Source organism: Burkholderia sp. Bp8984, assembly GCF_003853755.1.
Classification (GTDB): Bacteria; Pseudomonadota; Gammaproteobacteria; order Burkholderiales; family Burkholderiaceae; genus Burkholderia.
Map to the genome: position 1 here is coordinate 134,069 of NZ_QTQN01000007.1, position 14,263 is coordinate 148,331.

The following is a 14,263-nucleotide window of genomic DNA, read 5'->3' on the forward strand; positions in this document are numbered from 1 at the left end:
CGGCCGGGCGGCACCGTAACGAAGGAGAACCACCGTGGACCAGTCTCAGGTCTTTCGCGCGATGATGCCCGGGTTGACGGGTGCCGGCGGCGCCCGCGTCGCAGTCGCCTACCCGTCGTTTGCGCGGCCGCTGCCGCTCGTGCGGCTCGATCGCCGCGGGCTCGTGTTCCGGGCCGCCGGCGCCGCGCCGCTCGTGTGCGGGCTGCCGCGCACGGCGACGCTGCTGGTAGCGGACGAGCCGCTCTGCTCGCTGCGCCTCGTGATCCGCGACGTCGCCGCTGTCGGCGAGGGCCGGCGCGACCTGACGATGCAGCCGTCCGGTGCCGCCGGCGACGAACTGCTGTGGCACGCACTGCGCGACCGCAAACCGTACCGGCAGACCGGGCAGCCGCTTGCGCCCGTCGATGCGACCATCGCGCCGAACGGCGAGCCGCAGGCCGTCGGCGGCGGCGGCGGCGCGCAGCGTCCGTCGCGTAGTGCGGCGTTCCGTCTGCGCTGCCATAGCGACGCGCTATTCTTTGCCGACTGGCTCGAATATCACTTCGACGAGCTGCGCGCGCTGTCGCAGCGTCACGGGCCGCAACTGCAGCTCAATCAGCTGCAACGGCAAGTCGCCGACGACGAGGTGGGCGTGCGCTTCGTCTACGACATCGACGGACACGCGACGCGGCATGCGCTGACCGACTGCGCGCGCGAGGCCTGCGCGTGGATCGAGACGGAAATGCGCAACAAGTACGCGGTGCCGGTTGCGCAGGAGCGGTTCGGCGCGTTTGCCGCGCACGCGCGGGCAGGCTCAATGTAGGACCGGCGGCGACTCCGCGGATACGCGACGGTGCGGCGGCTGTTCGGCACGACACGGTGGAACGCCCGCGACAGCTGGATGGCGTGCAGCACCAGCCTGGTCAGAAAAGCCGGCGGCGCTGCGTTGCACAATTACAACTAGGGCTTGCCATCCCTCGGGTTTTCCCTTAAAGTTACATCCGTCTCCTCCATGTCTCCAAACATGGATTCAGCCCGCTCCAGTAGCGGGCTTTTTCTTGCCTGCGATAATTTATCGGGGACATATCAAAGTCCCCTGCGAGCAGCGCGCCCGCGCCTGCCCGGCGGCATCGACGAATCGCTCCCCCCTAGCCGACATCGTCATGCACGCCCACCTGCGCATCGCCCGCCCCGTCGCCGACCTCAACCGAGCACATGTACCGCGACGCATTCGAGCCAGCAGTGCTCGCGCGCTTCGACGATCACGACGGTTTCTCCGGCGTGATACTGGGACGCGAAGGACTCGATTACCACTTTGAATTCACGCACTGTCCGGCGCATCCGGTCGCCCCGTCGCCGCCCCGAAGACCTGATCGTCTTCTATCCTCCCGACCGCCCGGCATGGGAAGCCGCGTACGCACGCGCAGTCGCGCACGGCTTCATGCGGGCGACATCGTTCAATCCATATTGGAATGCGTCAGGACAGACGTTCGAGGACGCCGACGGCTACCGCATCGTGCTGCAGAACGCGAGGCGGCATTAACGGCCGCGTGCCCGGGGCGCGTTACGCGCCGACGTAGTCATCCGGACGAACGGGAGTTGCGTGCGCGACAAACACCACATGCGGTCGCAGCGCATGCCCCGGCGGCAACGCAGGATGCTCGAAATCGCGCATCGGTTGCCGCGCCATCCCGAGTTGCTGCGCAACACGCTCCGATCGCTGGTTGGCAGCAGCCGTCCATGCAAAGATCTCGCCGAGCCCCACACGGCCGAACCCGTCGACCAATACCGCAGCGGCCGCTTCCGCGACATGGCCATGCCCCCACGATGTGCGGGCCTGGCGCCACATGATCTCGACGCACGGCGCCATCGGATGCTCGTCACGAACTTCACGCGACAACCCGCAGAGCCCGATCAGCGCGCCATCCGCACGGCGCTCGATCGCCCACACACCGAAACCGTGCGCGTCGAAATGCGCTTCGAAGCGTGCGATGACGGCCTCCGCCTCATCGAAGGACATCGGGCCACGCGCCAGCCACGCGGTCACATCGGGATCCGCGTGCATCGCAACCAGCGCACCGGCATCGCCCGGCCGCCAGCGACGCAACGTCAAACGTTCGGTTTCTATCTTCAATGGCGGATCAACCGTGATCGGGAGGTGCAGAAGGCATGGGGTGCGTCGGGCCGCGTACACCGTTCTCGTAACGCAGGAGCGAGCTCGAAGGCGAAGCGGAGGGACGAAGCAATCGCGCTCGTCAGCTGCGCCGGCAACCAGCGGCGACAGTCGCGAGAACCGGCGACGGGAATCGAATGCAGCGGGACGCATCGTCCCGTCCGGCGTTCACGGAATGAGCGCGACGCCCGATCGGGCGCCCACGCGTCGAACGCGATTACTCGTTCTCTTCGAAGTAATGCCCGAACTTGACCTGCTTGGTCCGGATGTAACGCTCGTTTTCCTCGCGCACGGGCACTGCGAGCGCCACGCGTTCACACACGGGAATGCCGTGCTTCACGAGCGTGTCGAACTTCTTCGGGTTGTTGCTCATCAGCCGCACCGACGTCACGCCGAGGATCCGCAGGATCGCGGCGGCCGAATCGTATTCGCGAGCGTCGTCGGGCAGGCCGAGGTCGAGATTCGCCTCGACGGTGTCGCGCCCCTGCTCCTGCAGCGCATATGCGCGAATCTTGTTGCTCAGGCCGATGCCGCGCCCCTCGTGGCCGCGCAGATACAGCAGCACACCGCGATCTTCCGCCGCGATGTAGCGCAGCGCGAGATCGAGCTGCTCGCCGCAATCGCAGCGGAAGGAGCCGAACACGTCGCCGGTCAGGCATTCGGAATGCAGCCGCGTGAGCACGGACTGCTCGCCGGTGACGTCGCCCATCACGAGCGCAAGATGTTCGGCATCGCTGCCCGATACGCGGAAAGCGTACGACGTGAACGTACCGTAGCGCGTGGGCAGCGACGCGGTGGCGACGAGCGTCACGCACTCGTCTGCCTGGCCATTGCCCTGCGTGGGCGATTGGGGACGCGAAGACATCATGAATTCAATCGAAACGATCTGGAATGTAGGAGTTGTGTGGATAGTGCGTGACCGGAGTTTACCGCTAATCTGGAAACGTCACGCGACTGCCGCAGCAGGCCCGGCTATACTGGGCCCGTCGGGTGCCGCGCATCACGCCCTGCCTTCCCTGCATCGTCCCGCACACGGAGAAAGCAAATGAGCACGACTGTCGCGCAAATTCTCAAAGCCAAGCCGGATTCCGGCCGCACGATCTACACCGTCAAGAAAGCCGATTTCGTCTATGACGCCATCAAGCTGATGGCGGAAAAGGGAATCGGCGCATTGCTGGTCATGGACGGCGACGACATCGCGGGCATCGTCACCGAGCGCGACTACGCGCGCAAGGTCGTGCTGCAGGACCGTTCGTCGAAAGCCACCCGCGTCGAGGAAATCATGACGGCCAAGGTGCGCTACGTCGAACCGTCGCAATCCACCGACGAGTGCATGGCACTGATGACCGAGCACCGGATGCGCCACCTGCCCGTCATCCAGGACGGCAAGCTGATCGGCCTGATCTCGATCGGCGACCTCGTGAAGAGCGTGATTGCCGACCAGCAATTCACGATCAGCCAACTGGAACACTATATCCACGGCACCCCGACGGTCACGTCCGCCTGATCCGTCCCAGCGAAAAAGGCCCAAACGCGCGAGCGTCTGGGCGGAAAAGCCGCCGGAATGCGGCGACGGAGGTTCTGCTCTGCTGACGCAGACGCGCGCAAGCGGCGCGCGTCCCGTCGGTCACATGCTGTGCTCGGGCAGACCCGGGAATGTTCAGTTGCCGAAGTAGACGGAGTTCACGGGATTCGCGGCTTCATGCGTCATGCGGCGGCCCGACTGGCCTGCGCCCGTCGCCACCGCACCATAACCGCTCGTATCGGCTTGGGCGAGCATCGGCTGGTTCGGCTGGATCCGTTGTTCCGCGGCCTGGATGTTGTCCGGATATTGCGAATCGCTCGCGAGCGGCTTGTAGCCGTTCTGTTCGAGTTGCACGAGCTCGGCCCGAACCTGGTCGCGAGTCAGGCCCTGCTCGGACTGTGCGAACGATGCGATCGGGGCGGCAAGAACGGATGCAGCGATCGCTGCGTAGATGATCGACTTCATGGTGGACCTCCGAAATATGTTCTCTTTTGACGTCGCTCCCGGCGGGACTGTCTGAAGCGATGGATCAAGTGTAGTGCTGGCGATACCAAGGGGAAACCCTTGGTTTGAACATACAGCGTTGCATTTTCGGAAAAAATCGACCGCTGTCACCGTGCGCGATCGCTATTACTTAAATCATTTTCACAACAATGCCTGACGAAAGGCCGACAGCCGAAGCACCGATCCGGAAGGTTGTGTTGTAGAATCGTAAGGTTTTATTCACCTTCCGATACCCCATTCACCATGCACGCGCCCATGCTCGTTCCGGTTTCGCCGCCTGGCCTGGTCGGCGTGCGCGTGCGCGCCGGCCAGCCGGCGCACCCCCTCGCTCGACGCACGGCCCAGGCGCCGCTCGCGCCTGCCCGGCGCCTGATCTGACGGCTCGGTCTCCTTCCCGGAGCCAGGTCAGACAGGCTCCGGGCGATCCCCATAGGCACGCCCCGCCTGCCCCATGCCGATCATTTGGAGAACTGCCATGAAACAACGCCTTTACCAGTTGACCGAACTCGACGTTGCTCGCCTCGAGAAGCACGCCGAACACAACCCGCGCTTCCAGACGATGCTCGACACGCTGCTCGAGCGCGCAGACATCGTGCAACCGGACGCCATCAAGGCAAACGTCGTCACGATGAACTCGCAGATCACACTGCTCGACGAAGCGACCCAGGAACAGGCCACCTGGACGATTGTTTATCCGGACGCCGCCAATCTCGAGCTCGGCCGCCTGAACGTGTTCTCGCCGGTCGGCATGGCGCTGCTCGGCACGCAACGCGGTCAGCTGGTGAAAGTGCTGCAGCCGAGCGGCGCCGAAAGGCTGATGAAGGTCGCCGCGATCGTGTTCCAGCCGGAAGCCAACGGCGAATACACGCGCTGATGCTGCCGGCCGGCAGCGCACACGTCGGCACACCGAGCAAAAAGCGAGGCTCAGCGCCTCGCTTTTTTTGCGGCCGGACGATACGCAGCGTCATCGCAGCCCGCATCGCCGATGCGGCGGGCGAAAAAAAAGGCGCCCGAAGGCGCCTTTTTCGATACTGCGAAGCTGGTTACCCAGCCGTCACGCTTAGAAGCGGTGACGCAGACCAACCGTTGCTGCGGTTTGGTTGATCGACGAGCTCGGCAGCGTGTTGACGTCGCCGTTGTAGATCGATGCGCCAACGCCGTTCTTCGCAGCGCGCTGGTACACAGCTTGTGCGTAGACGTCGGTGCGCTTCGACAGCGAGTAGTCAGCTTGCAGGCCGAACTGGTTCCAGTGCGTGCTTTCGCCAGCAACCTTCGCGTTCGTGTACGTGTACGCTGCGCCCAGGCCCAGAGCCGGCGTCAGGTTGTACTTCGCGTTGACTTCGTAGTTGTCAGCGTGGAACGTAGCCGCGCCGTTAGCTTGGTTGTCGACACGCGATTGCGTCCATGCTGCGCCAACTTGCGCCGGGCCGAATGCGTATGCAGCAGCCGCGCCGTACGTGCGCAGGCGGCCTTGGCCGTTGAACAGAGCCGACGACGAGTCAACTGCGCCCGTGCCGTTGTTGTTCGGGTTGTTCGCTTGCGAGTAAGCTGCACCCAGCTTCAGGCCTTGGTACTGGTACGACACGCCGCCGCTGTAAGCACGGTTGTTGCCGAAGTTCGTGCTGTTCGAGAACGAGTACGTGCCGCCGAATTGCAGGCCAGCGTAGTTCGCGCTTGCGAACTTGATCGTGTTGTTAGCCGAGTAGCCGCCGTTCGTGCTCAGGTTGTCGTTGTTGAACGGGTGAGCGAAGTACGTACCGCCCCACGAGCCCGTTGCGGTCAGCGGTGCCAGGTAGTCCTGGACGGAGTCGTACTGCTTACCCAGCGTAACCGTGCCGTACTGGCTCGACAGGCCGACGAAAGCCTGGCGGTTGAACATGCCGTTGTTGTTCGCGAACTTGCCGTTGCCGATGTTGAAGCCGCTTTCCAACGTGAAGATTGCCTTCAGGCCGCCACCGAGGTCTTCCGAACCACGCAGACCGAAGCGGCTCTGGTCAATGCCCGAACCCATCGACCACAGCGACTTGCCTTGGCCAGCTGCGTTCTGGACGTTGCTTTGGTAGGTGATGCCTGCGTCCAGCACGCCGTACAGCGTGACGCTGCTTTGCGCGTGAGCGACGGTAGCGAACGATGCTGCAGCTGCTGCAACGATCAGAGTCTTGTTCATTCGTGGAGCTCCCTTCTAAAAAGAGGCAGGTCTCGCGACCTTGTTCATAAACGGTCTGCAACCGCCCGGGAGCGCCATCGGTCCTTCTGGCCGCGCCCGGATAGTTGCCCGTTTGGGAACCGTGAGTTTAGGGGTGTACCCTAGGGGCGCGATCTGCAAATAAAGAAATAAGCTTTTCCAGAACTAGAAATAATGAAAGTGGGGACGCGTTATAAGTATTTGTTTTAACGTCTTTTTTTGACCTATTGACGGATGTTTTTTGGAGGCTTTCATCCCACCATTCTTTCGTGTCATCGTCTTGACGGTTGCATAGAAACAACAAACGGAATCGATGGAACCACACGAAAACGGTAATTTTTACCCAAAACAATCTCAAATGTTGGGCCTGGCCGCCTAAAACGCAGCGACTGAACGGTAAACATTCGGCCGCGCGGCCGTAGCCGACCCCATTGGCCGTCGGCGCCAACTGCAACGGGGAGATCGGCGGCGGCACCCCGGGTGCCGCCGGGCCGCCGTGACATGCGGTAACAGCCTTAACGGCCCGCGTAACCCGGCTCCGGGACCGGCAGGCTAATGTAAGGCGGCTCTGACAACATATATAGAGGACCCGCCATGAATCGACGCTCGTTGCTGCGCGCCGTCGGACTGACCGCCGCCTTCGCCGCCACCGGCGGCTGGCTGCGTACCGCCTCGGCCCAGCCCGCCCCACCCGGGTACCGGCGGCCGGGACCGCCTCCCGGCCACGGCAGGCCGCCTTATTCCGATCGCCCGGGCTTCGCGCCGCCTGCACCGCGGCATGATCGCCGGCCGCCGCCTCCACGGCCGCACGGCTATGTCTGGACCGACGGCTACTGGCGCTGGCAGCGCGGCCACTATATATGGGTGTCCGGACGCTGGGTCGCCCGCCGCCCCGGGCGCAGGTGGGTACCTGGATACTGGCGGCGCCAGGGTCAAGTGTGGGTCTACGTCGACGGCACCTGGCGTTAAGTCGTCCGCGGCGGCCGTGGCTCGGCGCGAAGCCGCCGCTTCCGCGCCCTTGCCGATCGACACGCCGCCCTGTCTGCATTCGAGCTGACCGACCGGGCGGATGCCGATCGCGCTCGCCCCGGTCACGACGGTCGTCGGCCCCCCTCAAACGCCGATCGCCACGCGTGCGTTGCGCCCTTCGCGACACCGCACGCGAAAGCAGCGCCCTCGAAACGTTCGGATAACGAAATCATCTGTTGCTGCCGCAACGCACGCATCCTGTCGCCGGTCGTCACGCGACCACACGACGCACGCTGCTCAACGCCCGCTGCTTTCCTGCTCGCGCGCGCGGCGACGGGCCGCGCAAATCGCACGATGATGTTCGTCGGCCCAGCGGATCACCGCGTGCATCGGCGTCAGGAACGAACGCCCGAGGTCCGTCAACGCATATTCGACGCGCGGCGGCACCTCCGCATACAGCGTGCGGCTGACGAAGCCGTCCTGCTCGAGCCGCTTGAGCGTGCGCGACAGCATCTGCTTCGACACGTCGCCGATCGCACGGGCGAGTTCGTTGAAACGCATCGTGCCGCCGGACAGCGCCTCGAGCACGAGCAGGCTCCACTGGTCGCCGATGCGGTCGAGCACATCGCGGATCGGGCACGGCTGATCGAGTTCGACGGATTCGTCGGCGGACGGAAACGACATGACGGGATTCTCTTTCACGGGCAATGCACGGTCACCGCGGTGTGACCTGTTCACACCGCGGTGACTTCTTGTGACGGGTTCGCGGCAACTGTACCATTCGATCGACTCGATGGCCGAGCGGACTTGCCAGTTCTACGAAGCATGCGCACGCGCACCACCGGCACCCCGTCGCCGCCGATGACGACGATCGGCGTCATCCGCAGTCGCACACCACGCACCGCGCGTCCGTCCACGCATCTCCAGACAAGGAACCTGCCGCATGTCATCGCTCCGCTCGCCCGTCCGCACCGTTGCCGCGTTCGTCCTGCTTGCCGCATCGACCGCCGCGCCGGCCGCCGGCCCGGCCGCGCGCGACCTGGCCGCCGAGGAAGCCAACCGCCAGCTCGTGCTGACGTTCTACGACCGCTTCTTCAACAAGCACGAAGCGCTCGAGGCTGCCGCCGTCGTCGCCGACGACTACAAGCAGCACAACCCGCACGTGCCCGACGGCAAGAAGCCGTTCGTGTCGTACTTCGTCGGCGCGTTCCAGAAGACCCCCCAATCGCGCGCGCAGATCGTCCGCAGCGCGACCGACGGCGACCTCGTCTATCTGCACGTGCATGCGACCGAGCGCCCGGGCGATCGCGGCGAAGCGGTGGTCGACATCTTCCGCGTGAAGGATGGCAAGATCGTCGAGCACTGGGACGTGATCCAGCCGGTGCCCGAAAAAGCCGCGAACGGGAACACGATGTTCTGACCGGGCGGGCCGCGCGCCGATGCGCGGCCGACCGCTTCGCACGCTTGAACGCGGCCAGCGCACCGGCCACGCATGCGTCGTGCGACATCGAGCGCGAGCACCTGCCCGGTCGTCAGCACGTCGCCGCACGCGGCCCCGCGCCAGATTGCCGCCGTGGGCTGACCCGTCGTGACCGCGAGGCGCCAGTGCCGGGCCGCGCGGTCACGCGCGACAGCGGCCCGCAGGACAACGTCCGACAGGATCGGGCCAACCTGCGCGCAACCGTCTACGATAGCGCGGCCGTGCGCCCGCCGGCCTGCTTGCGCCCGTAGCCCACCATCATCACGAAGCTGAGCAGGAAGCCCGCGCCGCCGATCAGCAGCAGCCCGCTCTCGCCGAATACCGGCAGCAGGTTCGTCAGCGCGCCCGTCACGACCCATGCGACGGCCATCACCGAGCCCGCGACGCCGAGCACCCAGCCCTGCCGGTCCTCGCTGACGGCATCGGAAAACGCCGTATACATGGTCGTGTAGGCGACCATGTCGAAACAGCCGACCACCATCGCGAGCACCCACAGCACCGGCTCGTGCGGAAACAGTGCCGACGCGATCTGGCCGAGGCCCGCGACGAGCAGGCCCGTCTTCGCGATGTCGACCACACGCCACACGCGCAGCATCAGCCGCACGACGAACAGCAGGCCGAACACGAAGCAGATGCCGATCACGCCGCTGAACAGCCCGAGCCGCGCGCTCGTATAGCCGAACTTCGCCTGCAGCAGCAGCATGATGGTCTGCAGGTAGAGTCCATAGCCGACCTGCATCAGGAAGAACACCACCGACAGGAACGCGACGTTGCGCTGACGTGCGGCTTCCCCGATGATCCGCAGCGGCAGCAGCGGATCGATGCGCGTGTCGCTGCGCGGCGCGGCCGTGTCGCGATACGACGCCGAGGTCCAGAACGCGCACACGAGCGACAGCGCGGCGACGAGCACGAACGGCGTGCCGTAGTCGAACAGCGGCGAGATCGTCCGGTCGGACGTGACGCCGCCGAGCACGGGGCCGACGATCACGCCGGCGCTGAACGCGAGCGACATGATGCTCATGTTGTACGCCTTGTTCCCGGGCGTGCTCAGGTCGGTGATGGCCGCCTGCGCGATGCCCTGGCAGCCTGCCATCAAACCGGTGAGCCCGCGGCCGGCCAGCAACAGCGCGACGCTCCCGTGCCACGCGCCGGCGGCCATCAGCGCGTAGCCGGCAGCAAGGCCGAGCACGCACAGCAGCAGGATCCGGCGGCGGCCGTAACGGTCCGACAACTCGCCCATCAGCGACGAGCCGAAGAACATGCAGAGCGGATAGATCCCGTAGCCGACACCGAGGTAGAAATTGCGCGCGTGTTCGCCGGCGTCGGCCGGCAGGATGCCCGCGTGCGGATCGCTGAAGATCGCGGACATCATCGGGTAGACGAGCCCGAACCCCATCGCGTCGATCGCGATGGCGAGCAGGCAGGGGCCGAGCAGCGTGTAGTCGAGCCGGGACATGGCGACCTTCCGGACAGAGTGGATGATTGCGCAAGCGTAACGAGCGGGCGGCGGCCCCGGTAGGCCGCTGTCCGCGATGCTAACCATCGGCGGCGCCGATACGCCGCATGCCGCCCGGGCCGATGGCTGATCGCCCCGAATGGCGAACGACTATTTGGCGCTCAGCGGCTCGCCCGAGAACTGCCGGCGCGCGAGCACGCACGGCGCGCCGTCGTGCATGAACACGCTCGCGGCCAGCCCGAACGACGCGGCGAACAGCACGTACCACGCGGGCGCGACGGGCGACCCGCTCGCACGCGTCGGCCATGTGACGATGAACGGCGCGAAACCGCCGAACACCATCACGGCAACGTTGTACGCGAGCGCGACGCCGGTCGATCTCGTCCGGTTTACGCGCTTCGTCAGCTTCGGCTCCGCCCTGCTTTGCTGCTTCCCTGCTTCCCTGCTTCCCTGCTTCCCTGCTTCTCCGCTTGCCGCTTGCCGCTTTCCTGCTTCCGCGCTTTCCGCGCTTTCCGCGCCTTCCTCGCCTTCCTCGCCTTCCTCGCCTTCCTCGCCTTCCTCGCCTTCCTCGCCTTCCTCGCCTTCCTCGCTTTCCTCGCCTTCCTCGCTCGTCCTGCCCTGTACGCAAATCCGTCGTCAGCGATGCAGCGCCCAGGGCCGTCCGCATAGCGTGCAGCTAGTCCGTTTGGACGGCACGCCGCACCGCCTTTGTTGCCATCATGACCGTCATTCATCGCGCGCCGATTGCCGCACGAAACGGCGCCGCGCCCGCTCGCGCCCGCCACGGAGACACCATGAACGCCCCTATCCTCGGCCCCATCGACCAGATCGGCTATGTGGTCGCCGATCTCGACCGCAGCATCGCGCGCTGGCGCGCCCGCCACGATGTCGGCCCATGGACCGTGTTCCGCAACGTGCGGCTCGACGGCCGCTGCTTCGGCGAAGCGACGACGGTCACGATGGACGTCGGGCTCGCGTATCGCGCCGATCTGCAGATCGAACTGATCCACGTGACGAACGACGCGCCGTCGCCGTACCGCGATGCGCACGGACAACTGCTCACGGGCCTGCATCACGTCGCATGGGTGGTCGACGATCTCGATGCCGCCGTCGCGCAACTTACGGCACGCGGGCTGCGCGTGGTGTTCGACGCGCACAACCCGGCCACGCGCGTCGCCTATCTCGACGACGCCGACGATCCAGGCGTGCGCGTCGAAGTAATCGAAGGTGCAGGCATGCGCGCGATGATCGCGCACGGCATCGCCGAAGCGCATACCTGGGACGGCGCCGATCCGGTCCGCATCATCGACGCGTCGGCCGCCGCCTGAGCGGGCCCGCGCGCGTCCCCCTTCACTCACAGGAGCAAACAGGATGAAACGACTCGAAGGCAAGGTAGCGCTGATCACGGGCGGCGCCCGCGGCCAGGGCGAGGCGGAGGCACGCCGGTTCGTCGCCGAGGGCGCACGCGTGGTGATCGCCGACGTGCTGGACGACGCGGGCCGGCGCGTCGCGGCCGAACTCGGCGACGCCGCGCGCTACCAGCATCTCGACGTGACGAACGAAGGCGACTGGCACACCGCCGTCAATGCGACGCTCGCGCATTTCGGGCGGCTGGACATCCTCGTGAACAACGCGGCGATCCTGAAGCTCGTGCCGATCGAGTCCTGTTCGCTCGACGACTATCGCAAGGTGATCGACGTGAACCAGGTCGGCTGCTGGCTCGGCATGAAATCGGCATTGGCCGCGCTGAAGGATGCGGGTGGCGGCTCGATCGTCAACGTGTCGTCGACGGCCGGGATGGAAGGCGTGGCCGGCGGCAGCGCGTATGTATCGAGCAAGTTCGCGGTGCGCGGGATGACGAAGGCCGCCGCGCTCGAGTTCGGCCGCTACGGGATCCGCGTGAACTCGGTCCATCCGGGCGGCATCGACACCGTGATGGCACGCCCGCCGGAATACGCGGATTTCGATTCGTCATCGATCTACAGCGGGCTGCCGATCGCGCGTATCGGCAAACCCGACGAGGTGGCGAGCCTCGTACTGTTCCTCGCGTCCGACGAATCCGCGTATTGCACGGGTTCGGAATTCATCGTCGACGGCGGGATGCTCGCGGGCAGCACGTTCCACTGATCCGCAGCGGAGTCGACACACGCCCGCCTGCCCGGCGGGTGCTGTCGTTTTCGGCCGAGCGAGGGAGAAGTCAGGGGCGGCATCCCATACGCGCATACAACCCGGCATCCCGAAACAACCATGCCGCCGGCGGATCTCCCGCGCGGCGGCACCGGTATTTCCAGCGCGCAGCGACGCGCGATGCTGCGCTCAATACCCCTTCGGCTGAATTGCCGGGGCGCCGACACCGCGCGCCGCTTGCCTGCCGCCGCGCACGAGGAAACGTCCGCGCGCGCCGTACACGCCTTCCGCTTCCGGATACACCGTCAGCAGCACCAAATACAGCAGCCCGCCGACCGCCAGCGACACCGGCACGCTGAGATCGAGTCCACCCGCGAGGTTGCCGAGCGGCCCGACGAACTGGCCCGGCAGGTTCACGAACGACAGTCCGATGAAGGCCGCCGGCAGCCACGCGCCCATCGCGCGCAGGTTCCAGCCGTGCGTGAACCAGTAGTGGCCGCCGCGCAGCCCGCGGTTGAACACCTGCAGGTCGTCCGCGAGATAGTAACCGCGACGCGTCACGTAGCCGATCACCATGATCGCCATCCACGGGCAGCTGAACGTGTCGATCAGCGTCGAGAACGTCGCGACGCTTTCGACGAGGTTGAACCAGAAGCGGCCGACGAAGATGAACGCGATCGCGATCGTGCCGATCAGCAGCGTCGCGCGCACACGGTTCAGGAAGCGCGGGAACATGCTCGACACGTCGAGGCCCGTGCCGTACAGCGCGGTCGTGCCGGTCGACATCCCGCCGATGATCGCGATCAGGCACATCGGCAGCAGGAACCAGCGCGGCGACACGGCGAGCAGCCCGCCGACGTAGTCGTTCGACGCGATGAACGCGGGCGCCTTCGACGCGATGATGGTCGCGGTCGCGAGCCCGAAGAAGAACGGCACGAAGGTCGCGATCTGCGCGGCGAACACGGCGGCCATCACGCGCCGCTTCGGCGTCTGCTGCGGAATGTAGCGCGCCCAGTCGCCGAGCGTCGACGCGAACGACACCGGGTTGCTCAATGCAACCAGCACGGCGCCGACGAACGCGGCCCAGAAGCCTGCGCTGCCCTGGTTCAGCGTGCCCGCGTAGTTCAGGTCGAACATCCCCGCGAACGCGAACAGGCCGGCGACGAACAGCAGGCTCGCCGCCCACACGGCGATCTTGTTGACCCACAGCATGAAGCGAAAGCCGTAGATGCAGACGATCAGCACGAGCACCGCGAACACCATGTACGCGGCGCCGAGCGTGAAGCCGTTGACCGGCACGCCGACCATGTCGTGCGCGCCGCCGACGAGCGCATCGCCCGAGCTCCACACCGCGAGCGAGAAGAACGCGATCGACGTGAGCAGCGCAAGGAACGACCCGACGATCCGGCCATGAATGCCGAAATGCGCGCCGGACGACACGGGGTCGCTCGTGCCGTTGCGCGGGCCGAACAGGCTCATCGGCGCGAGGATGCAGGTGCCGGCGAGCACGCCCAGCACGATCGCGCACATGCCGGCCTTGAACGACAGCCCGACCAGCACGGGAAAACTGCCGAGCACCGACGTGGAAAACGTGTTGCAGCCGCCGAACAGCAACCGGAACAGATCGATCGGACGCGCATAGCGCGATACGTCGGGAATACGCTCGAAACCGAACGATTCGACTTGGGTAATCCTGCCTTCAGTCATTTGTCTCCAGCTCCTCTGGTGCATCGGTACGGCCCGCGACTGCGGCCATACGACACATCGTCATCGATTTGCGGCCACTCTAAACCGGATCGGGCAGCGCAAATATCACGCATTCGAGACGTTTACGACGAGGCAGAACAATGTTTCGCGACGGGGAA

15 protein-coding genes and 2 pseudogenes are annotated in these 14,263 nt (G+C 65.7%); 9 read left to right on the top strand and 8 right to left on the bottom strand.

Features of this window, described 5'->3' with window-relative positions; translation table 11 throughout:
• The first annotated feature begins 34 nt into the window (after positions 1-34).
• From DID98_RS10045 to DID98_RS36625, 3 genes and pseudogenes are all read left to right on the top strand, one after another.
• A complete protein-coding gene (locus tag DID98_RS10045; protein ID WP_185640840.1) occupies positions 35-802 on the top strand; it encodes a hypothetical protein in 768 nt (255 codons plus the stop codon).
• A 392-nt stretch (positions 803-1,194) separates the two neighbouring features.
• Positions 1,195-1,245, top strand: a pseudogene (locus DID98_RS36620) (hypothetical protein); the annotation flags it as partial.
• 49 nt (positions 1,246-1,294) lie between these two features.
• Positions 1,295-1,522: a hypothetical protein gene (locus tag DID98_RS36625; RefSeq protein WP_409362335.1), complete on the top strand. Its 228-nt coding sequence runs from the start codon at positions 1,295-1,297 to the stop codon at positions 1,520-1,522.
• A gap of 21 nt (positions 1,523-1,543) precedes the next feature.
• Here the strand turns inward: DID98_RS36625 and DID98_RS10055 are convergent, their stop codons facing one another.
• Positions 1,544-2,113: a GNAT family N-acetyltransferase gene (locus DID98_RS10055; RefSeq protein ID WP_124570650.1), complete on the bottom strand. Its 570-nt coding sequence runs from the start codon at positions 2,111-2,113 to the stop codon at positions 1,544-1,546.
• Between the two features lie 256 nt (positions 2,114-2,369).
• Positions 2,370-3,020: a GTP cyclohydrolase II gene (gene ribA, locus DID98_RS10060; RefSeq protein ID WP_044846712.1), complete on the bottom strand. Its 651-nt coding sequence runs from the start codon at positions 3,018-3,020 to the stop codon at positions 2,370-2,372.
• Positions 3,021-3,197: 177 nt separating this feature from the next.
• On the opposite strand from ribA, the gene DID98_RS10065 reads away from it, so the two are divergent.
• Positions 3,198-3,659 carry a CBS domain-containing protein gene (locus DID98_RS10065; RefSeq protein WP_044846711.1) on the top strand — a complete coding sequence of 154 codons (462 nt, stop codon included), beginning with the start codon at positions 3,198-3,200 and terminating at the stop codon, positions 3,657-3,659.
• A 153-nt stretch (positions 3,660-3,812) separates the two neighbouring features.
• On the opposite strand, the gene DID98_RS10070 is transcribed toward DID98_RS10065, so the two are convergent.
• Positions 3,813-4,142 (bottom strand): DUF4148 domain-containing protein, encoded by a 330-nt coding sequence (locus tag DID98_RS10070; RefSeq protein WP_044846710.1) that lies wholly within the window; start codon positions 4,140-4,142, stop codon positions 3,813-3,815.
• A gap of 514 nt (positions 4,143-4,656) precedes the next feature.
• Between DID98_RS10070 and DID98_RS10075 the strand changes: the two genes are divergently transcribed.
• On the top strand, positions 4,657-5,055 hold the full coding sequence (locus DID98_RS10075; RefSeq protein WP_044846709.1) for a GreA/GreB family elongation factor: 399 nt from the start codon (positions 4,657-4,659) through the stop codon (positions 5,053-5,055).
• A gap of 186 nt (positions 5,056-5,241) precedes the next feature.
• On the opposite strand, the gene DID98_RS10080 is transcribed toward DID98_RS10075, so the two are convergent.
• Entirely contained in the window at positions 5,242-6,348 is a 1,107-nt protein-coding gene (locus DID98_RS10080) for a porin (RefSeq protein WP_044846708.1), read from the bottom strand.
• Positions 6,349-6,960: 612 nt separating this feature from the next.
• On the opposite strand from DID98_RS10080, the gene DID98_RS10090 reads away from it, so the two are divergent.
• Complete coding sequence (locus DID98_RS10090; RefSeq protein WP_124521844.1) at positions 6,961-7,335, top strand: YXWGXW repeat-containing protein; 375 nt, start codon at positions 6,961-6,963, stop codon at positions 7,333-7,335.
• A 297-nt stretch (positions 7,336-7,632) separates the two neighbouring features.
• Here DID98_RS10090 and DID98_RS10095 read toward each other — a convergent pair whose 3' ends face one another.
• On the bottom strand, positions 7,633-8,019 hold the full coding sequence (locus tag DID98_RS10095) for a helix-turn-helix domain-containing protein (protein WP_124521845.1): 387 nt from the start codon (positions 8,017-8,019) through the stop codon (positions 7,633-7,635).
• 259 nt (positions 8,020-8,278) lie between these two features.
• Between DID98_RS10095 and DID98_RS10100 the strand changes: the two genes are divergently transcribed.
• Positions 8,279-8,755 (top strand): nuclear transport factor 2 family protein, encoded by a 477-nt coding sequence (locus DID98_RS10100; RefSeq protein ID WP_124521846.1) that lies wholly within the window; start codon positions 8,279-8,281, stop codon positions 8,753-8,755.
• Positions 8,756-9,020: 265 nt separating this feature from the next.
• On the opposite strand, the gene DID98_RS10105 is transcribed toward DID98_RS10100, so the two are convergent.
• Positions 9,021-10,271 carry an MFS transporter gene (locus DID98_RS10105; protein ID WP_124521848.1) on the bottom strand — a complete coding sequence of 417 codons (1,251 nt, stop codon included), beginning with the start codon at positions 10,269-10,271 and terminating at the stop codon, positions 9,021-9,023.
• A gap of 150 nt (positions 10,272-10,421) precedes the next feature.
• A pseudogene (locus tag DID98_RS10110) lies at positions 10,422-10,658 on the bottom strand (MFS transporter); the annotation flags it as partial.
• A gap of 407 nt (positions 10,659-11,065) precedes the next feature.
• Here DID98_RS10110 and DID98_RS10115 point away from each other — a divergent pair.
• Together DID98_RS10115 and DID98_RS10120 are read left to right on the top strand one after the other, a co-directional pair.
• Complete coding sequence (locus DID98_RS10115; RefSeq protein ID WP_124521849.1) at positions 11,066-11,599, top strand: VOC family protein; 534 nt, start codon at positions 11,066-11,068, stop codon at positions 11,597-11,599.
• 43 nt (positions 11,600-11,642) lie between these two features.
• Positions 11,643-12,398, top strand: coding sequence for a glucose 1-dehydrogenase (locus tag DID98_RS10120; protein WP_124488201.1), 756 nt, complete (start codon positions 11,643-11,645; stop codon positions 12,396-12,398).
• A 189-nt stretch (positions 12,399-12,587) separates the two neighbouring features.
• Here the strand turns inward: DID98_RS10120 and DID98_RS10125 are convergent, their stop codons facing one another.
• On the bottom strand, positions 12,588-14,105 hold the full coding sequence (locus DID98_RS10125; RefSeq protein WP_260426256.1) for a cytosine permease: 1,518 nt from the start codon (positions 14,103-14,105) through the stop codon (positions 12,588-12,590).
• Positions 14,106-14,263 lie beyond the last annotated feature (158 nt).

What these genes read in the sequence shown, in the direction of transcription:
- ribA (WP_044846712.1), bottom strand. Translation starts at nt 3,020, where the DNA reads ATGATGTCTTCGCGTCCCCAATCGCCCACGCAGGGCAATGGCCAGGCA.
- DID98_RS10065 (WP_044846711.1), top strand. Translation starts at nt 3,198, where the DNA reads ATGAGCACGACTGTCGCGCAAATTCTCAAAGCCAAGCCGGATTCCGGC.
- DID98_RS10070 (WP_044846710.1), bottom strand. Translation starts at nt 4,142, where the DNA reads ATGAAGTCGATCATCTACGCAGCGATCGCTGCATCCGTTCTTGCCGCC.
- DID98_RS10075 (WP_044846709.1), top strand. Translation starts at nt 4,657, where the DNA reads ATGAAACAACGCCTTTACCAGTTGACCGAACTCGACGTTGCTCGCCTC.
- DID98_RS10080 (WP_044846708.1), bottom strand. Translation starts at nt 6,348, where the DNA reads ATGAACAAGACTCTGATCGTTGCAGCAGCTGCAGCATCGTTCGCTACC.
- DID98_RS10090 (WP_124521844.1), top strand. Translation starts at nt 6,961, where the DNA reads ATGAATCGACGCTCGTTGCTGCGCGCCGTCGGACTGACCGCCGCCTTC.
- DID98_RS10095 (WP_124521845.1), bottom strand. Translation starts at nt 8,019, where the DNA reads ATGTCGTTTCCGTCCGCCGACGAATCCGTCGAACTCGATCAGCCGTGC.
- DID98_RS10100 (WP_124521846.1), top strand. Translation starts at nt 8,279, where the DNA reads ATGTCATCGCTCCGCTCGCCCGTCCGCACCGTTGCCGCGTTCGTCCTG.
- DID98_RS10105 (WP_124521848.1), bottom strand. Translation starts at nt 10,271, where the DNA reads ATGTCCCGGCTCGACTACACGCTGCTCGGCCCCTGCCTGCTCGCCATC.
- DID98_RS10115 (WP_124521849.1), top strand. Translation starts at nt 11,066, where the DNA reads ATGAACGCCCCTATCCTCGGCCCCATCGACCAGATCGGCTATGTGGTC.
- DID98_RS10120 (WP_124488201.1), top strand. Translation starts at nt 11,643, where the DNA reads ATGAAACGACTCGAAGGCAAGGTAGCGCTGATCACGGGCGGCGCCCGC.
- DID98_RS10125 (WP_260426256.1), bottom strand. Translation starts at nt 14,105, where the DNA reads ATGACTGAAGGCAGGATTACCCAAGTCGAATCGTTCGGTTTCGAGCGT.